General features: G+C 52.7%; 16 protein-coding genes, 1 tRNA gene and 1 pseudogene. 8 read left to right on the top strand and 10 right to left on the bottom strand.

Going from position 1 to position 17,694, the window contains the following annotated elements; translation table 11 throughout:
* Window positions 1-41: 41 nt before the first annotated feature.
* Together OWK27_RS11775 and OWK27_RS11770 are read right to left on the bottom strand one after the other, a co-directional pair.
* The gene (locus tag OWK27_RS11775; RefSeq protein WP_267590441.1) at window positions 42-626 is read right to left on the bottom strand and encodes a fimbrial protein; all 585 of its coding nucleotides are present in this window, start codon (window positions 624-626) and stop codon (window positions 42-44) included.
* A 53-nt stretch (window positions 627-679) separates the two neighbouring features.
* Window positions 680-1,282: a helix-turn-helix domain-containing protein gene (locus OWK27_RS11770; RefSeq protein WP_148420428.1), complete on the bottom strand. Its 603-nt coding sequence runs from the start codon at window positions 1,280-1,282 to the stop codon at window positions 680-682.
* 835 nt (window positions 1,283-2,117) lie between these two features.
* On the opposite strand from OWK27_RS11770, the gene OWK27_RS11765 reads away from it, so the two are divergent.
* The 4 genes from OWK27_RS11765 to OWK27_RS11750 all read left to right on the top strand — a co-directional run bounded on the left by OWK27_RS11765 (window position 2,118) and on the right by OWK27_RS11750 (window position 5,266).
* Window positions 2,118-2,921: a winged helix-turn-helix domain-containing protein gene (locus tag OWK27_RS11765; RefSeq protein WP_267590440.1), complete on the top strand. Its 804-nt coding sequence runs from the start codon at window positions 2,118-2,120 to the stop codon at window positions 2,919-2,921.
* A gap of 1 nt (window position 2,922) precedes the next feature.
* Window positions 2,923-3,402: a hypothetical protein gene (locus tag OWK27_RS11760; RefSeq protein ID WP_193355406.1), complete on the top strand. Its 480-nt coding sequence runs from the start codon at window positions 2,923-2,925 to the stop codon at window positions 3,400-3,402.
* A 353-nt stretch (window positions 3,403-3,755) separates the two neighbouring features.
* Complete coding sequence (locus tag OWK27_RS11755; protein WP_242174346.1) at window positions 3,756-4,526, top strand: GlxA family transcriptional regulator; 771 nt, start codon at window positions 3,756-3,758, stop codon at window positions 4,524-4,526.
* Window positions 4,527-4,828: 302 nt separating this feature from the next.
* The gene (locus tag OWK27_RS11750) at window positions 4,829-5,266 is read left to right on the top strand and encodes an acetyltransferase (RefSeq protein ID WP_267590439.1); all 438 of its coding nucleotides are present in this window, start codon (window positions 4,829-4,831) and stop codon (window positions 5,264-5,266) included.
* 38 nt (window positions 5,267-5,304) lie between these two features.
* On the opposite strand, the gene OWK27_RS11745 is transcribed toward OWK27_RS11750, so the two are convergent.
* The 4 genes and pseudogenes from OWK27_RS11745 to OWK27_RS11730 form a co-directional block, all read right to left on the bottom strand.
* Window positions 5,305-5,889, bottom strand: a complete 585-nt coding sequence (locus tag OWK27_RS11745) for a hypothetical protein (RefSeq protein WP_267590438.1) — start codon at window positions 5,887-5,889, stop codon at window positions 5,305-5,307.
* 10 nt (window positions 5,890-5,899) lie between these two features.
* Window positions 5,900-6,379: an Hcp family type VI secretion system effector gene (locus tag OWK27_RS11740; protein WP_267590437.1), complete on the bottom strand. Its 480-nt coding sequence runs from the start codon at window positions 6,377-6,379 to the stop codon at window positions 5,900-5,902.
* A gap of 211 nt (window positions 6,380-6,590) precedes the next feature.
* Complete coding sequence (locus OWK27_RS11735) at window positions 6,591-7,286, bottom strand: hypothetical protein (protein ID WP_267590436.1); 696 nt, start codon at window positions 7,284-7,286, stop codon at window positions 6,591-6,593.
* 511 nt (window positions 7,287-7,797) lie between these two features.
* Window positions 7,798-8,117, bottom strand: a pseudogene (locus OWK27_RS11730) (SymE family type I addiction module toxin).
* A 172-nt stretch (window positions 8,118-8,289) separates the two neighbouring features.
* Here OWK27_RS11730 and OWK27_RS11725 point away from each other — a divergent pair.
* Complete coding sequence (locus OWK27_RS11725; RefSeq protein WP_267590435.1) at window positions 8,290-8,406, top strand: YlcI/YnfO family protein; 117 nt, start codon at window positions 8,290-8,292, stop codon at window positions 8,404-8,406.
* Between the two features lie 127 nt (window positions 8,407-8,533).
* Here the strand turns inward: OWK27_RS11725 and OWK27_RS11720 are convergent, their stop codons facing one another.
* Both OWK27_RS11720 and OWK27_RS11715 read right to left on the bottom strand, forming a co-directional pair.
* Complete coding sequence (locus tag OWK27_RS11720) at window positions 8,534-8,740, bottom strand: hypothetical protein (protein ID WP_267590434.1); 207 nt, start codon at window positions 8,738-8,740, stop codon at window positions 8,534-8,536.
* A 145-nt stretch (window positions 8,741-8,885) separates the two neighbouring features.
* Window positions 8,886-8,980, bottom strand: a tRNA-Sec gene (locus OWK27_RS11715).
* 288 nt (window positions 8,981-9,268) lie between these two features.
* On the opposite strand from OWK27_RS11715, the gene OWK27_RS11710 reads away from it, so the two are divergent.
* Both OWK27_RS11710 and yicI read left to right on the top strand, forming a co-directional pair.
* Entirely contained in the window at window positions 9,269-10,660 is a 1,392-nt protein-coding gene (locus OWK27_RS11710) for a glycoside-pentoside-hexuronide family transporter (RefSeq protein WP_267590433.1), read from the top strand.
* A gap of 12 nt (window positions 10,661-10,672) precedes the next feature.
* The gene (yicI, locus tag OWK27_RS11705) at window positions 10,673-12,991 is read left to right on the top strand and encodes an alpha-xylosidase (protein ID WP_267590432.1); all 2,319 of its coding nucleotides are present in this window, start codon (window positions 10,673-10,675) and stop codon (window positions 12,989-12,991) included.
* A gap of 60 nt (window positions 12,992-13,051) precedes the next feature.
* Here the strand turns inward: yicI and OWK27_RS11700 are convergent, their stop codons facing one another.
* Complete coding sequence (locus OWK27_RS11700; protein WP_267590431.1) at window positions 13,052-14,755, bottom strand: AsmA family protein; 1,704 nt, start codon at window positions 14,753-14,755, stop codon at window positions 13,052-13,054.
* Window positions 14,756-14,874: 119 nt separating this feature from the next.
* Window positions 14,875-16,266, bottom strand: a complete 1,392-nt coding sequence (gene xanP, locus OWK27_RS11695; protein ID WP_148420438.1) for a xanthine/proton symporter XanP — start codon at window positions 16,264-16,266, stop codon at window positions 14,875-14,877.
* Between the two features lie 225 nt (window positions 16,267-16,491).
* Between xanP and gltS the strand changes: the two genes are divergently transcribed.
* Window positions 16,492-17,694 carry a sodium/glutamate symporter gene (gltS, locus tag OWK27_RS11690; RefSeq protein ID WP_267590430.1) on the top strand — a complete coding sequence of 401 codons (1,203 nt, stop codon included), beginning with the start codon at window positions 16,492-16,494 and terminating at the stop codon, window positions 17,692-17,694.

The following is a 17,694-nucleotide window of genomic DNA, read 5'->3' as shown; positions in this document are numbered from 1 at the left end:
GAAAGCTGAGCCAGGCCCGGCCAGCAGGCCGGGCCTGAAGGTCACGAATAGGTAACGGTGTAGGTGGCGACAGCGCTGGCATCACCCGCCGTGGCTCCGCCCTGCGGGGAGTAATACTTCGCGCTGAAGTTCAGGGTGTTTTCTCCTTTACGCAGCGGGATCGCGGCCGCGGGCTCACCCAGCCTCACCACGTTGCCCTGTTCGTCATAAAGTCGAATAGCGACATGCTGCGCCGACCCGGCACCGCCGTTTATCCCTGCCGCCAGGCTATTGGTATCCGTGGCGTCCGGCGTACCGGTAAAGGTGACGGCCACGGTCGTTGCGGCAATCGGGTTTTCTGGCGTGGAGGCTGAGGTATCGGCGATTTCACAGTCTTCCAGCGTGATGGAGAAGGCCTTCGCGGTACTGGCTTCGCTGCCTGCCGCAGCAAGCGTTGCAGTACGCACTTCACCCATGTCGACGTCAATATTGGCGCTACCGGCGCTGATGGCACAGGCAGAGGTCACCACTTTCCCGCTAAAGTTAACCGTGCCGCCGCTGGTGGTGGCGGCGAGTGCAGAGCCTGCTGGCAGCAGGGCGGCGATGGTTAATGCCAGCAGAGAGGTGCGTGTCATACGTGCTTTCATTTCACTATTCCTTCATTTTTTTTATTACGAGATTTGCTCTGAAAGCGGCAGGTCTAACTGGTTAAAAAGACCAGCAAATCTGTCTTATTCCTGAGCCCGAGTTTTCGTATCGCTGAGCTTTTTAAGGCGCTCACCCGGCGATATGAAAGTTTCTCCAGTTCTGCGATGTAACGTATATCCAGTCCGTTCCTGAGTTCCTTTAATACCCTCCTTTCTCCTGGCGTCAGCGATAACGCCGCTGGCTGCTTTTGCGGTCGATAATGTTTATCCACCATCTTTGCTAACTTGCTTCGCCACTGATAAACCGTGTTTTGTAACGAGATATACGCATCAATATTTTCCCGGACCCATAACAGCGAATGGGCAGATGTTGAATACAGGCAGATAATCACATCGGGATGCATGGCCTTAATTTTTTTTAAATATTTCAGCGAGCCATATCCCGTATGGTATTTTTCTGCGCCGGATATAAATAAGATATCGAGGCGCGTCAACGACAGCACGTTATCAAGCTGCTCATAACCCCCTTCAATGATATTGATTTGAAGATCGTTATTAATGCTTCTTAATAGCGTTTTAATACCGTTTCTTGCATAACGATCGCCACCCATCAAGGCAATAGTAATATGCTGTGTTGTCTGGGTTGTATTCGTCATATTATTCCCTCGATTTATAATAGTAATCAGGCGAATTATTTACCGTGTTATCGCCAGTATTCTCGAAGCAATGACGCATTGCATAGTGTAGGCCTACTATACGACGGCCAATAAAGAGGTAATCTGAATTAATCTAAATTTGTATTAATTGCTACGATCGAGGCCGGTTACGACGTTTCCTCTGATTGGCCTAATTCCGCTTTGCTTTCTGTAAATTATGATAACCGCTGTTTTTCATGAAAATTTAGCTTTGATAAATGTTTTGTAAGGGTTTTGTCTGCTGGTGTCAGTGCGGGTGTGAAGTTACTGACGGGGCATAACAATTTACGAGCGTTATCATCGGTAAAAACTGATGCATTGATGCACAAAATATAGGCGGATAAGCGCAAAATGGTTGATAGTTAAGAGGTTAAGAAAAGATGAGGTTTCACGTTTCTGAATATTTTGGACATGCTTGTCCGCGGCGTACAATCTTTTTTTGTGTATGTTTTTGTCAATGTCAAGGGTGTCTGGAACGGTTCAGGAGGAGGGATCATGATTAACGAGTAATTTACTGATTCAGGATAATTCGGGAGGCGAAATGTCGCTTCATAAAAGTTCAGAAAACAGGGTCATGGCTTATGTCTCAACCCCGCAAGCCGCATCGTGCAAGGGCTGCGTTCTTATGCAGGTTCAGTGAAGCTGCAGGAGGGTAATATGAATTAAGATTTTTCGCCAATTGCTGAGATATACAGCCTGCCGTTTATCGTTCACATTAAACACGACGAGGTTGTCTTCTCAGTCATACGGTGATTCAGGTTCACTATGCGTTAACCGGAGAATTCATACAGCCCCTATGCATAAGCATTACATAATTAATAATATCGTCGAATTTCATCCTGCGGCCAGCACGTTACGTGATATCAACAATCCTGACCGTGTGGTTGTGTTAAATTCGCCAGCAGGCCGGTGCCTGCTGTTATTAATCGACAGAGCGGGGTCGATTGTTACTCAACAGGAATTTCTTGATATTGTCTGGCAAAGCCGTGGCATGCTCGTCTCTCCCAATACCTATTACCAGAACATTTCAATTCTGCGCAAAGGGTTAAAAAAGATTGGTTTTGAAACCGATCCTATCGTCACGATCCCCCGTATTGGGTTGACGCTGGCAAGCGATACGCAGATCGCCATCAGAGAACCTTTGCCCGGCGCGGCTCCGGCAGCAGATGAAAAGTGTCCTGAGGTACTCGAGCCAGAGGAGCCGTCAGCGCCTTCTCTGGAGGCTGCGGAGCCAGCAGCCCCCGTCTCTGTGAAGCCTACCCGCTGGCCGGCTGTGATTCTGGGAATGCTGCTTATCATACTGGCCGGTGCAGGCGTGACGGGCTACATGAGCGCAACGGAAAACCGCTTTGTTGAGGATTACCATTTTGCGGCCTCCATCGGGGCCTGTCGCGTCTATCTGGCTAACGATATTCAGACTCAGAACGAGCGCGCTTCTGCGCTGACTTACGTGGAACCCTTCAAGGCTGACTGCGCGCAGTACCCGTGGGTTTATATCAGCTGGTACGCGCTGCTTCCCCGCGCTTCCGTTATTCGCTGCGATCGGCCTATGAAGGAACCCAACCGCTGTATATCTGATTATTTTCTTAAGGACAGCTAGCATGACTCGTTTTAAGCAGATGCTGTACATCCTCGCGACCTGCCTCGTTACGATGGGGGTAATGACGGGCTATTACCTGTGGCACCGATCCTACGTCCACCCTTTTACATGCCAGGCGAACCTGTTTCAGCACCATCCGGATGAGACGTTAGGGGTCTGGCTGAACTATACCTTCGACGGCAAATTCGGCACCCTGAGCATGAACGCCCGGTCGCAGAACGATCCGAATAAAATTATCGATCGGAAAATTTCATTTCAGGTGGAGCGAAAGGATCGCCTGTATTTGCTGACGTCAGATAAGAATATGATCTTCCCGGATGATAATGTCGAAGATAGCTGGCTGGAAGAATATTTACCGCAATTTTTCGTCTATCCGGGGAAAAGTATTTATATGCGCATCAATGAACAACATAACGGTAACTATATCTTTACCTTAGGAACATTGCCGACATATGTGTGTCGGGGTTCAAAAAAAGAATGATAGCCGTAAAAAAAAGACTATAAATTCTCCCACACTCATTTATGCTTAATTTAAAATTATAGAATTATCTTAAGAATATAAAATGCGACATATTGTGTTGCGATAATGTAATTAATTTTAAATTTGGCAAGTAAATGAAAAACATATTTGATCCAGCCGGCAGCGGAAAATCAGCGCCGGGAAAGCCGCTTCATATTGGGTTGATACTGTGGCCCCGTTATTCACTCCTGGCAGTCTCGGGATTGCTGGAGGCGCTGCGTTATGCCGCGAAAGCGCAGGATAAAATAGCATTCAGAATCAGTTTGATAAGCGAATTTCCCGACATCCCCATCCCCAGCAATGCGGGGATAATCATGAGGCCTGACTCCCCCCATGCACCACCCGAACGATTTAACTATATTGCGGTGATTGGCGGTGAACTACAGTATCTGGATTTAGGCTATCGGGGTGATAAAGCGTATCTGGCGCATGCCCACCATGCCGGAGTGCCGCTCATTGGCATTGGCACCGGCAGTTTTGTGCTGGCGCAGGAGGGGTTACTCAACGAACGAAGAGCCTCGATACATCCTTTTCATCTGGATACATTCCGGCAGTCTTTCCCACAGGTATATGCCGAGCAGGGGTTTGATTTCATTGATGATGGCGATGTGCTGACCTGCCCGGGCGGCATTTCGACCCTTACGCTTGCCACGGAGCTCATCCGCGCGCATGCCGGAAAAGAGCTCGCCAGCACCACCTGTCAGCGTTTGTCGCTCGTTCCACATGAAATGGCCACGCCCCGCCCGGCAAACATTGCCCTGATACCGGACTCGCGGCTGCGTCGCGCCGTCATGCTAATTGAACAGTTTCTGACCCGGCCCCTGACCACCGCCGGGCTGGCCAGCGAAGTGGCCTTAAGCGAGCGCCAGCTCAACCGCCTATTCAACGCCGAGTTTGGTAAAACGACCCGTGAGTTTATCCGTAGCGCCAGGCTACGGTATGCCTGCTGGCTGCTTAAGAACTCACAGCAAAGCGTTACCGAGATTGCAGAACGGATGGGGTTCAGCGACTGTGCGCACTTTATTCGCCATTTCCAGACAGAGTACGGCTGTACGCCTGGCGTATGGCGCACGTCGCAGAGCTAATGCCCCGGTTTCGCGCTTTCTTCGTAGGGTATTTCTGGCTCGCCTGGATAGACTTCCGTTATCACATTGGTAGAGCTGAGCGAGCATGCCGCTTGAATGAGATAAAAGCGTAGCGCGTCCAGTTCCCTCTCCCTTGAGGGAGAGGGTTAGGATGAGGGGGAACAAGCCGCAACAATATTTACTGTTCCTCCGTTCATGAAGCGCTCTCGACTTTCAGACGTCCTGGAAGAGGTAACATCAGTTAAATGCCAGTATGCTCCTGGAGACTTGATTTCATCCCAGCGCTCTATAATGATCCCCCCATGAAAATAGAAACCGCACAACCCTCACACTACAAACGTCTGGTCGCGATCTGGGAATCCTCCGTTCGCGCCACCCATCACTTTTTACATGAAAGCGATATTGCGGCGCTGCGCCCGCTATTGCTCAACGCGTATCTGCCAAACCTCACCGTCGTGATGGCCCGCGATGACGCAGGCGTTATTCACGGCTTTTTAGGCGTGGATGAAAATCGTATTGAAATGCTGTTTGTTGATGATGCAAGCCGGGGAAAGGGCATCGGGAAATTGCTGCTGCAATACGCCGTCGCAGAGTTTGGCGTAAACGAGGTGGATGTGAACGAGCAAAACCCGCAGGGCGTGGCATTTTATCGCCATATGGGGTTTGAGCAGGTTGGGCGCTCGGAGGTTGATGGGCAGGGAAATCCGTTTCCGCTGCTGCATATGCGGTTGGGTGAATAGCCTTCACTCCCTCTTCCTGCGAAGAGGGAGCCTGCAAGCTAGTTACTGGTAATTTGCCCGATGATGACGCCACGCACTTTTTCGCCATTGAAGTAATAAGAGACAGTATTACTCTGGGTGAATCCATTCTGTACTGGCGTCTCCTGATAAAAAAGCATCGCGTTGTTTTTGGCGATCTCTTTCTTGCCGAACACTATGACCAAATTCCCATGAGTCGCATTTAACAGTGGAAAATTAGCGACTGATACGCTGACATGCTCCGTTGTTTTTGCACACTCTTTATGGACGCCATCCCGGGCAATAGCTAGTGCAGTCAGTAATCCTGCACCCATTTCGTTATCTGAAATGAACCAGTAATTCGTACCATCGTCGTCATGAAGGCAGACCCAGCGTGCGGAACTGTCTTTCTCAACTGATGCATTGGTAATATCTGACAGCCGAGACACTTCCATTTGAATCGTTTTCTTGCCGATGGTAATGGTGGGATAGAGGGGCAATGTTGTGGGTTCTTCCGGCGTTGTTCCGTTATTCTGATAATACCTGGCTGCGAAGCCGGACATTTGGGCTGCTGATGCATTTTGAACCATGAATAGAAGTGCAGCCGAAATTACCAGTACTTTCATTTTAGATATCCTAATACGTAGCCCGGTTATTCCATTCGTCAGTGTAGAGAATGTTTCCATCGCAATACTTCCATGTAATCTTCTCGTAACGGAGTTGAATCTCTTCGAGATGCGTGCTCGTCAAGCCGGTGGGGTGTAATAAGGGTGATATAGAGGTGATCTTTACGTTCTCCATTAGCATGTGGAAGTATTCACTTTCTACACCCTGGTCCACGATTCGATACATTTTCAAGACTGCTTTTTGTAAGGTTCTTCCTTCACACATAGCACGATACAAAACAGGCGTTGCAGCATCAAACTCCTTATGCAAGTTTAAGGGAGAATGAATTCTTGTGCCTGTCAAACGACCAGTATTCGAGTTCTCAGGGATCCACACCTGATGGTTAACTGAACGGATTTCAAACGATCCTAATCTCGCTGGCAGTAATGATGGACCAACTATGGGCGAACCATTTTCATCAAACAACCACAGATGAGCGGGATTTGACATAATTTACTCCTGTTAAATAGTAATTATCTTTTTTTACGTAAAAGGATATAGAGACCTACAGTAACTACAATTGACCATATTGCATTCATTGCGATTTTTTCGGGTAACCAGGTTACGGCAAATAGTGCACATGTTATGATGAATAAAAGGGGGATTGCACCTCTCAGGAAAAATATGAATTGACCTTTTAACCAGTCTTTAATAGCGTTAATCATCCCTTTATCATCCTTGAAATCGCATATGCAATATCGCTGTCTGAAGCATAAGCTTGGTTAAGTATGGGGGTTCTCATTATTACTGGCTCAATCAAGAAAAACATCATTTCAAGTTCTTCCTGATAAAGTAGATTATAGTAATAAGCATTATAGTTTTTTAGATGGTTGGCGCTTCTGGATGCCTGCTCAACGAAACCATAAAATTTTAAACCAAGAACGGCATATGTAGAAAACGATGTGATCTTTTCTTTCATCCAAATGTTGGTATGAACACTACTACAAACAGCCATAGTTGCCGAATATATAAAAGCCTGGCTGGATAGCATCGATGATGAAATTGATACGCCTAAATTTATAAGATTTCGTTGTATGTTATGTATTCTGTTTTCACTTTTGTTGTCTAATAAGCTTTTAATATAAATATAGAGCATCTTGTAGAGAACGTTCCTGTTTTTTATTAACTGGACGATGCCTATCAAAAACCTTGAATCTTCTTTGCGTAATCGTAAACATACGTCCTGATAGTTTTCAGTAAAGCACGAAAGTTGGTAGCTTAATCGCGTTGCCCCATCATTTATCTGGTGCGCTTGCTTTAATACTTCATCTTTTACGCCTGTTAAGGCATGTTCTAACTTTAGTGCCAATATTTTATGAGCATCCATTGATGTTATTAATGAGTCACTGTAATACATATTGCAATCTTAAGAAGGAAACGTAGATATAATTTTCTATTAATATTGGTGTTCTGCTGTGATGAGTATCGCAATAATATATCATTGATAAAAAAGATAGGTTTGTTAATCGTTGGGTTATATTTATTGTGAATAATGCGTGGCTATCAATTTATATATTGTATGAGCGTGGAGCGAGGGAGTTAGAACGGTTGTTTATTATTTCAGGAGTCGTATGGCGGTGAAGGTGAAACTGGGTGCCGCTAGACGAGCGTAACTGCGAGTATTGCTTCAAAATCGTAGTGTTCTCGCTCTGAAAATCTGGTGTCTCCTTTCTTGGCCAACTATCCGGGATTTCCGGATAGTTGAATGCAGACCAATTTCGCCATCAGAAAATCTATTTGTGGAATGCTAATTGATGGTTCGAGCATGGATATTGGGTGCGACTTTCACTGCATGTTGTATCCACATCGTCTAACGCACCAGGCTGGTTGTAGGTCAGAAACAGCCGTTAAGCCAGATGGTTTGTATTTTATTTTGCGAGGCGCTTTCCAGCATGCGGAATTTGGATCGCTGCAAGCGCATCCTCTATCTCAATAAGCTTTGCCTTCGTACGTTTATAATCGTCCTGCAACCTCTGCTCCTGCTCGTTATACGCCACCAGAACGATGCATCCTTCATCACCTTTATCGTGACCTGCTGTCCGGTATCAAAACCTGCGGCGCGTAGCCATTTGCCGGAAAGGATGATTTTCGGTGTGGATTTGTCGAAAACATTCGGGCGGAATCCCACAATTACCGAACGCTCGGTTCCGGATTGGTCGGTGTCTGGGGTAGAATGAGAGTCAGCCATAATCAACTCCTTGATAGTTGGTGAGGTTAGACGCCCTTTAGTGCTCCAACACTGCTGGGCGTTGCAGAATTCCGAATCCATGTGGTAGGTACCACATGCAGATAAATTAACCGAAGTGGTACCTACCATGTAAGAGAAAAAGAAACCAAACTTTGACCGTACCAAGAGCACGATGAAGAACATCCGGTTTGAGGATGAGCTTTTGGAGCAGATTGAGAAGGCGGCGGGAAAAGGGAATTTTAGTAAATGGGTGAAAGAGGCTTGCAGGCTTAGGCTCATGAGTAAGTAGCTATCATAACTTTTATTTTGGTGGCAGTGATAAGGATATAAATGATAAGTTTGAAATGATTATAAAATCTTATCATTTATGTTTATCCTGAAGTTTGCGATTAAAAGTTAAAAAAGAGTAAATCGGTTTAACCAAATTTATTTTTAAATTTTTGTGAACTGACTCGACGCTGCATTTTACCATTGCAGTTGGGGCATAGACGTTGTTTCTTTCCTTCGATTTCCCATGTGAAATATTTTTTCTTGAAATAAGTTTGGCAGATATCACATCGTCTGGGCTTGAATATGGCACAAATAATGACCATTAATGTTACCGCACCTATAATCCATTCCATTACATCTTCCCTTAAATATTTTTTGAATACGTAAGAGGATAACACTCACAAATTAAATGAATAAGTGATCATGCGCACATAAGGTGATTACAATGAACGGTTCTGCTTACTAATGAAGTTTTATTATCGAGGCGAATGGCATTTTTGGCGGAAGATCACAGGAGTCGAACCTGCCCGGGAACGCTGGCGTCCCCAACTGGATTTGAAGTCCAGCCACCTCACCGGAGATGACGATCTTCCGCGCCTGCATTGCTACATGGAGGCGGGGCGCATTATAGCTACTTTCAGACATTTACCACATACCCCACACCACTTTTTTCACCTCTCTTTTGACCTGAATCCCCCTGTTTCAGTTAATTCTTAAGAAAATCCTCAGGTTAGCATTTCGTGCTTATCAACTTTTATCCCGATCACAAAAAACAAGAAACGTAATCTGCTAACCAGAAAACGCAATACTCGCATCTGAAACAATGGTTTAAAACCAATGCAACCGGTCTCAGCGCCCCCTACAGCGTGAAGGATAAGAAGATGAGCGAAGTATTGTCAGTAAAAGAGAAGATTGGCTACGGCATGGGAGACGCCGCCAGCCATATCATTTTTGATAACGTCATGCTGTACATGATGTTTTTTTACACCGATATTTTCGGCATTCCCGCCGGGTTTGTCGGCACCATGTTCCTGCTGGCGCGTGCGCTGGACGCAATCTCCGACCCCTGCATGGGGCTGATTGCCGACCGCACCCGCAGCCGCTGGGGTAAGTTCCGCCCGTGGATTTTGTTCGGCGCCATCCCGTTCGGCATCGTCTGCGTGCTGGCCTACACCACGCCGGACCTCAGCCTCAACGGCAAAATGGTTTACGCCGCCATCACCTACACGCTGCTGACCCTGCTCTATACCGTGGTCAACATCCCTTACTGCGCGCTGGGCGGGGTGATCACCAACGACCCGACGCAGCGCATCTCCCTGCAATCCTGGCGCTTTGTGCTGGCGACGGCGGGCGGCATGCTCTCCACGGTGCTGATGATGCCGCTGGTGAACCTGATTGGCGGCGAGGATAAGGCGTTCGGCTTCCAGGGCGGGATCGCCGTGCTGTCGGTGGTCGCGTTCCTGATGCTGGCGTTCTGCTTCTTCACCACTAAAGAGCGCATACAGGTGCCGCCGAGCACCACCTCCATGCGTGAAGATCTGCGCGACATCTGGCAAAACGACCAGTGGCGCATCGTTGGCGTGCTGACCATCCTCAATATCCTCGCCGTCTGCGTGCGCGGCGGCGCGATGATGTACTACTGCACCTGGATAATGGGCTCGCCGGAGGTATTCGTCGCGTTCCTCACCACCTACTGCGTCGGCAACCTGATCGGCTCCGCGCTGGCGAAACCGCTCACCGACTGGAAGTGCAAGGTCAGCATCTTCTGGTGGACCAACGCCGCGCTGGCCGTGGTCAGCGTCGCGATGTTCTTCGTGCCGATGCACGCCACCGTACTGATGTTCGCCTTTATCTTCGTCATCGGCGTGCTGCACCAGCTGGTGACGCCAATCCAGTGGGTGATGATGTCCGATACCGTCGACTACGGCGAATGGACCAACGGCAAACGCCTGACTGGCATCAGCTTCGCGGGCACGCTGTTCGTGCTGAAGCTCGGCCTCGCGCTGGGCGGCGCGACGATCGGCTGGATGCTGGCCGGCGGCGGCTACGACGCGGCAGCCAGTACGCAGAACAGCACGACCATCAGCATCATTATCGGCCTGTTTACGCTGGCGCCGGCGATCTGCTACGTGCTGAGCGCCATTATCGCCAAACGCTACTACACGCTGAAAACCCCCTTCCTGACCAAAATCCTGAGCGAGCTGGCACACGGTGCGCGCCGCAATCAGCAGGAGTTTGAAAACCTGCCGACCGGCAAAGAATTACAGAACTAAGAGGACGAAAGCATGAAAATCAGTGATGGAAACTGGCTTATTCAACCGGGGCTGAACGTGACGTATCCGGTTCAGGTGTTCGACGTGGAGCGGCAGGGCAATGACCTTGTGGCGTATATCGCCCCGCGTGACGTGCGCGAACGTACCTGGCAGCTCGACACGTTGATGTTCACGGTGCGCCTGTTTGCTCCGCAGGAAGGCATTGTCGGGGTGCGCATCGAGCACTTCCAGGGCGCGCTGAACAACGGCCCGCACTATCCGCTCAACGTGCTGAAGGACGTAGAGGTAGAGATTGAAAACAACGCCGACTTTGCCGAGCTGAAAAGCGGCAGCGTCAGCGTGCGCGTCACCAAAGGAGAGTTCTGGGCGCTGGATTTCCTGCGCAACGGCCAGCGCATAACCGGCAGCCAGCTGAAAAACAACGGTTACGTGCAGGATACCAATACCGATCGCAATTACGTGTTTGAACGTCTGGATCTGGGCGTTGGGGAAACGGTTTACGGCCTGGGCGAGCGCTTTACCGCGCTGGTGCGCAACGGCCAGACGGTAGATACATGGAACCGCGACGGCGGCACCAGCACCGAGCAGTCCTACAAAAATATCCCGTTCTACCTGACCAACCGCGGCTACGGCGTGCTGGTCAATCATCCGGAAAACGTCTCGTTTGAAGTCGGCTCGGAGAAAGTCTCCAAAGTGCAGTTCAGCGTGGAAGGGGAATATCTTGAGTATTTCGTGATCGACGGTCCGACGCCGAAAGAGGTGCTGAACCGGTATACGCAGTTCACCGGGCGTCCGGCGCTGCCGCCGGCGTGGTCGTTCGGCCTGTGGCTGACCACCTCGTTCACCACCAACTACGACGAAGCGACGGTAAACAGCTTTATCGACGGTATGGCCGAGCGCGACCTGCCGCTGCACGTTTTCCACTTCGACTGCTTCTGGATGAAGGCCTTCCAGTGGTGCGACTTCGAGTGGGACCCGGCGACCTTCCCGGACCCCGAAGGCATGATCCGCCGCCTGAAGGAGAAAGGGCTGAAGGTCTGCGTGTGGATTAACCCGTATATCGGCCAGAAATCGCCGGTATTTCAGGAGCTGAAAGCGAAGGGCTACCTGCTTAAGCGGCCGGACGGCTCCCTGTGGCAGTGGGACAAATGGCAGCCTGGGCTCGCGATTTACGACTTCACCAACCCGGAAGCGTGCCGGTGGTATGCTGATAAGCTCAAAGGCCTGGTGGATATCGGCGTTGACTGCTTCAAAACCGACTTTGGCGAGCGGATCCCGACGGATGTCCGGTGGTTCGACGGGTCCGATCCGCAGAAGATGCATAACCATTACGCCTACATCTACAACGAACTGGTGTGGAACGTGCTGAAAGAGACGGTGGGCGAAGAGGAGGCGGTGCTGTTTGCCCGTTCTGCCTCCGTCGGCGCGCAGCAGTTCCCGGTGCACTGGGGCGGGGACTGCTACGCCAACTACGAATCCATGGCGGAAAGCCTGCGCGGCGGGCTGTCGATTGGCCTGTCCGGCTTCGGGTTCTGGAGTCACGATATCGGCGGATTCGAAAACACCGCCCCGGCGCACGTCTACAAACGCTGGTGCGCGTTCGGGCTGCTCTCCAGCCACAGCCGCCTGCACGGCAGCAAATCCTACCGCGTGCCGTGGGCGTACGATGACGAGTCCTGCGACGTGGTGCGCCACTTCACGCAGCTGAAATGCCGGATGATGCCGTACCTGTACCGTCAGGCGGCGCTGGCTCGCGAGTGCGGCACGCCGATGCTGCGCGCGATGATGCTGGAGTTCCCGGACGATCCGGCGTGCGATTACCTCGACCGCCAGTACATGCTGGGGGATTCCGTGATGGTGGCGCCGGTGTTCTCCGAGTCGGGCGACGTGCAGTTCTATCTGCCGGAAGGCCGCTGGACGCACCTGTGGCATAACGACGACGTTGAGGGCAGCCGCTGGCATAAGCAGCAGCATGATTTCCAGAGCCTGCCGGTGTATGTGCGCGACAACACGCTGCTGGCGCTGGGCAACAATAGCCAGAAGCCGGACTACGCGTGGAACGAGGGGACGGCCTTCCAGCTGTTTAACCTGAGCGATGGCGCAACGGCGGTAAGCGAAGTGCCTGCGGCGGACGGTTCGGTGGTATTTACGCTGAAGGCGTCACGCCAGGGCGACACCGTGACCCTTACCGGTGCGGGTGAAGCGCGGAACTGGTCGGTATGCTTGCGCAACGTGCAGAAGGTAGGCGGCGTGAAGGGCGGAACGCACGCGGGCAGCGAGTGGGGCGTGGTGGTGAAACCGGAGGGGGATGAGGTGGTGGTGCACCTTTAATTCCCCCTCACCTAACCCTCTCCCCAAAGGGGCGAGGGGATGATTTGCTCCCTCTCCCTTTCAGGGAGAGGGCTGGGGTGTGGGTAGTGTCGATATCACACCACCCGTCATCGTCTGCTGCACCTGCTGTTTATCCATATTTACCGCGCTCAGCTTGCCGTTCACCGTTGGCTTCAAGGGCGCATTCGCCTGCACGCTACCGCTGGCGGTCATCTGAATATTGCCGTCGCCCGCAATCGGCAGGGCTGGCCAGCCCCACTGCTGCAACACGTTGAGCGGCACGCCGCGCCCGTTCAGGCTAACGGTGGTCTGCCGCTGCGGCAGCTGTGAAACCGTGGCGGTCGCTTCAAGTATGCCTTTCTCGGTAAACGCGCTCAGGTCAGTAATATTCACCGTCGCGGCGTTGGCGTTCAGCGCGAGCGACGGGCGCCGCACATCGACGCGGTTAAAGGTTGCCGCCGCGCCGTTCAGGGTCGCACTACCGCCCCATACGCCCCACTTACGGTCTTTCGCCAGCTGCAGGTTGGCGCCGTAACCGTCGAGGGAGGTGATCTGCCACGGGAAAGCAGGATCGATGTCGATCACCAGATTGCGGCTCAGGCCGAATTTTTTCAGCGTCACGCTGTTCAGCCACGCCGGCAGCGGATCCATCCACAACGTTTTCCAGTTTTCCGGAAGCGTATACTCCAGCCCGGCAATGACGACATCATCCAGCACCAGGGCTTCACCCTCGCGCAGCCAGTTACCGGACGTGCGCACCATACCGCCTTCCCAGCGGGAGGTGAACTGGCGCAGCGCCATACCCTGCGGGGAAAATTCCGCATTCATAATCGGGTCGTACAGGTGCAGCGAGCCGTAGATAAATTCGCTGGCGTTCATGGATAAGCGACCCTCCTGGCTTTGCCAGTCGCCTTTGCTCAGCGTCAGGTTGCGCAGGTTCAAATCCAGGTCGGTCACCGCCCAGTCAGGCCCCTGCAGGCGGGCATCGGTCACGTCCAGCCGCCCGATCCGTAACGAAGGCAGCGTGGCGAGAGGGGCGAAGAAATCCAGCAGCGGTTTATCGCTTTGCAGGCGGATCTCGTTCAGACGCAGGGTATTAATTACCCAGCTGCCGTCGGCGTTACGCAGGGCCGAGCCCGTAAGCGAGCCGCGCGCCATATCGGCACCGATAGTGTTCAGCGCCACCTCATTACCGTTGAGTTGCCCCTGGATCAGCACGTTGTTGGCCGGTATGCCGTTGAGGGTGAGCGAGCCGGCGCTCATCTGGATTTGCGCCTTTTTCCCCAGCACGTTCCCCGCCTCTGGCTGCCACGGGCTGACGCCGCCGGTGACCTTTTGCGCACTCAGATCCCACGCCGTATTCGGGCTGTTAAAGGCCATGTTGTTGAGCTGCAGACGGTCGGCCTGGAACGGCAGCGGTGCAGTTTGCGGCGATAAATTCAGCGTGCCATCAGACAGGGTGATGGTGTCCATATGCAGCGGGTCGGTGATTTGACGGCTGCTTAAGCCAATGTCCACCGTTTTGGCGACCAGCGTGGCCGGTTGGCCATCGCGTCCGAAGGTGACGTTTTCCAGAAGGATGTGGGAAGGGGATGAAAACCGGTGATCCATCTGGTCGAAGCTGAGCTCGTAATCGGTATTCACCGTGATCCAGCTGCTAGCCTGCGACGCGCCCCAGCGGGTCTGGAGCAGAAAATAGAAGGCGAGCACTACAATAAGCAGGGCTACCAGAAGATAGATGAGCAGCTTTCCAATAAATTTCATGGTCTTCCCTCCCGCGAAACGCATATAGAGGAGTTATGCACGATTTATGCGCAATGCTCAAGGCGGGAATGGTGTAAAGAGATGTCACGGCAGGCATTGACAGCCTGCCGTGAGGAGGATCAGTTCTTTTCAGGCGGGAATACGAGGTTCAGCACGATAGCCGTGATGCCGCCCGCGGCAATGCCGGAGGAGAGCAGGTTCTTCACCCAGTCCGGGGCAAACTGCAGAATCATTGGCTGCTGGGACACGCCAAGACCCACGGCGAGAGACAGCGCGATAATCATGATTGCGCGGCGGTTCAGCGGCTCGCGTGAAACGATACGCACGCCGGAGGCGGCGATGGTGCCAAACATGACCAGCGTCGCGCCGCCCAGGACCGGCTCAGGGATGTGCTGCACGAATCCGCTCACCGCCGGGAACAGGCCGAGAACGACCAGCATCAGCGCCACCACGAAGCCAACGTAGCGGCTGGCGACGCCGGTCAGCTGGATCACGCCGTTGTTCTGGCCGAAGCAGGAGTTCGGGAAGGTGTTGAACACCGCAGAGACGAAGGAGTTCAGGCCGTTTGCCAGCACGCCGCCTTTCAGGCGTTTCATATACAGCGGGCCAGACACCGGCTGCTCGGAAACGTCGGAGGTGGCAGTGATATCGCCAATGGTCTCCAGCGAGGTGATCATAAAGACCAGCATCAGCGGCAGCAGCAGGCTCCAGTCAATGCCCAGGCCGTAATAGAGCGGGGTAGGGACGGTTATCAGCGCCGCGTTCGCTGGCGCGGTGTTTTCAGGCAACATACCCAGCGCCCATGCGAGCAGGTAACCGGCCGCCATGGCGATCACCAGCGACGCAACGCGCAGGTAAGGGTTACGCTGGCGGTTAAGCAGAATAATGATCGCCAGCACGACGCCAGCCAGCAGCAGGTTTTTCGGGGCGCCAAAGGTATGGTCGCTCATTGCCGCGTAGCCGCCTCCGATGGAGGTCAGGCCCACCTGAATCAGCGACAGGCCGATAATCATCACCACCACGCCGGAGACCAGCGGGGTGATCACGCGGCGCGCCAGGTGCAGCACGCGGGAAATAATCATCTCTGTGCAGCTTGCCAGCATCAGGGTGCCGAACAGCGCTGCCATCATCGTCGGGACATCTGCGCCGCCGGTTTTCAGTGCCGTACCGCCCATGATCAGCGGCGCCACGAAGTTGAAGCTGGTGCCCTGAATCGACAATAAACCTGATCCCACCGGACCCCATGCTTTAATTTGAATAATGGAGGCCACGCCGGAAGCGAACAGAGACATACTGATGATATGTTGCGTATCCTGTGCCGGTAATCCCAGCGCCTGACAAATCAGCAGAGCAGGCGTGATGACCGCAACGAACATCGCCAGCAGGTGCTGGCAGGCGGCAAACAGGGTTTGTGGCAGCGGGGGACGATCTTCAAGGCGGTAAATCAGTTCGCTGTTTTGCTTCTGCGCAATCGGTTGCGCATCAGAAGACTCCAGAGTATTAACAGACATCGGCGGCAATCCCACGGTGGAAAAGCGGGCATTTTATCTGACCACCTGGTAAAAGCAAACGATTGCCAGCAAAAAAAAGAGAGAAAATCTGCCGGTGTGAGCAGGTTTTCTACAACGCAGAGGGAAAAAAAATTACACTTTTCGCGCCGGTGGCTCATGACGAGCATAACCCGGCCCAGGATAACGCCGCGTGTGTATGGAATACGCGCATAACAGGAGCCTCTTATGATTCATCTCGATACGTTGTCGACCCTTGTTGCCGCAACGCTGGTTCTTCTGCTTGGTCGCAAGCTGGTACACAGTGTTTCCTTTCTGAAAAAGTACACCATTCCTGAACCTGTCGCCGGTGGGTTGCTGGTGGCGCTGGCCCTGCTGGTGCTGAAAAAAAGCATGGGCTGGGAAATCGATTTTGACATGTCCCTTAAAGATCCGCTGATGCTGGCCTTCTTTGCCACTATCGGCCTCAACGCCAACCTGGCGAGCCTGCGCTCGGGCGGCAAGGTGCTGGGCGTGTTCCTGATCGTCGTGGTTGGGCTGCTGCTGATGCAAAACGCCATCGGCATCGGTATGGCGTCGTTGCTGGGGCTGGATCCGCTGATGGGTCTGCTGGCGGGCTCAATCACCCTGTCAGGCGGCCACGGCACGGGGGCGGCGTGGAGCAAGCTGTTTATCGAACGCTATGGCTTTGAAAACGCGACGGAAGTGGCGATGGCCTGCGCGACCTTTGGTCTGGTGCTTGGCGGCCTGATTGGCGGCCCGGTAGCGCGTTACCTGGTGAAGCACTCCACAACGCCGGAAGGCAGACCGGATGATGAAATGGTGCCAACGGCATTTGAAAAACCGGAAGTTGGCCGCAGCATCACCTCGCTGGTGATGATTGAAACCATCGCCATGATTGCGATCTGCCTCACCGTGGGCAAAATCGTTGCGCAATGGCTGGCGGGAACGGCCTTCGAGTTGCCAACGTTCGTTTGCGTGCTGTTTATCGGGGTGATCCTGAGCAACGGTCTGGCGCAGATGGGCTTCTACCGCGTCTTTGAACGCGCGGTGTCCGTGCTTGGTAACGTCAGTCTGTCGCTGTTTCTGGCGATGGCGCTGATGAGCCTCAAGCTGTGGGAGCTGGCGTCGCTGGCGCTGCCGATGGTGGCGATTCTGGCGGTGCAGGCCGTGTTTATGGCGCTGTATGCCATCTTTGTCACCTGGCGCATGATGGGCAAAAACTATGATGCGGCGGTACTGGCAGCGGGTCACTGTGGGTTTGGGCTGGGGGCAACGCCTACGGCCATCGCCAACATGCAGGCGATCACTGAACGATTCGGCCCGTCGCACATGGCGTTTCTGGTGGTTCCGATGGTTGGCGCGTTCTTCATTGATATCGTCAACGCGCTGGTCATCAAGCTGTACCTGATGCTGCCGATGTTTGGCTGA

This window comes from Enterobacter cloacae complex sp. 2022EL-00788 (assembly GCF_026627565.1).
Lineage (GTDB): Bacteria > Pseudomonadota > Gammaproteobacteria > Enterobacterales > Enterobacteriaceae > Enterobacter > Enterobacter pasteurii.
This window is presented reverse-complemented; position numbering and strand designations above follow the sequence as displayed.

Coding starts and splice junctions, on each gene's coding strand:
- OWK27_RS11765 (WP_267590440.1), top strand. CDS start 2,118: ATGCATAAGCATTACATAATTAATAATATCGTCGAATTTCATCCTGCG.
- OWK27_RS11740 (WP_267590437.1), bottom strand. CDS start 6,379: ATGTCAAATCCCGCTCATCTGTGGTTGTTTGATGAAAATGGTTCGCCC.
- xanP (WP_148420438.1), bottom strand. CDS start 16,266: ATGTCTGTTAATACTCTGGAGTCTTCTGATGCGCAACCGATTGCGCAG.
- OWK27_RS11775 (WP_267590441.1), bottom strand. CDS start 626: ATGAAAGCACGTATGACACGCACCTCTCTGCTGGCATTAACCATCGCC.
- OWK27_RS11725 (WP_267590435.1), top strand. CDS start 8,290: ATGAAGAACATCCGGTTTGAGGATGAGCTTTTGGAGCAGATTGAGAAG.
- OWK27_RS11770 (WP_148420428.1), bottom strand. CDS start 1,282: ATGACGAATACAACCCAGACAACACAGCATATTACTATTGCCTTGATG.
- OWK27_RS11700 (WP_267590431.1), bottom strand. CDS start 14,755: ATGAAATTTATTGGAAAGCTGCTCATCTATCTTCTGGTAGCCCTGCTT.
- OWK27_RS11720 (WP_267590434.1), bottom strand. CDS start 8,740: ATGGAATGGATTATAGGTGCGGTAACATTAATGGTCATTATTTGTGCC.
- OWK27_RS11745 (WP_267590438.1), bottom strand. CDS start 5,889: ATGAAAGTACTGGTAATTTCGGCTGCACTTCTATTCATGGTTCAAAAT.
- gltS (WP_267590430.1), top strand. CDS start 16,492: ATGATTCATCTCGATACGTTGTCGACCCTTGTTGCCGCAACGCTGGTT.
- OWK27_RS11755 (WP_242174346.1), top strand. CDS start 3,756: ATGAGGCCTGACTCCCCCCATGCACCACCCGAACGATTTAACTATATT.
- OWK27_RS11710 (WP_267590433.1), top strand. CDS start 9,269: ATGAGCGAAGTATTGTCAGTAAAAGAGAAGATTGGCTACGGCATGGGA.
- OWK27_RS11735 (WP_267590436.1), bottom strand. CDS start 7,286: ATGTATTACAGTGACTCATTAATAACATCAATGGATGCTCATAAAATA.
- yicI (WP_267590432.1), top strand. CDS start 10,673: ATGAAAATCAGTGATGGAAACTGGCTTATTCAACCGGGGCTGAACGTG.
- OWK27_RS11760 (WP_193355406.1), top strand. CDS start 2,923: ATGACTCGTTTTAAGCAGATGCTGTACATCCTCGCGACCTGCCTCGTT.
- OWK27_RS11750 (WP_267590439.1), top strand. CDS start 4,829: ATGAAAATAGAAACCGCACAACCCTCACACTACAAACGTCTGGTCGCG.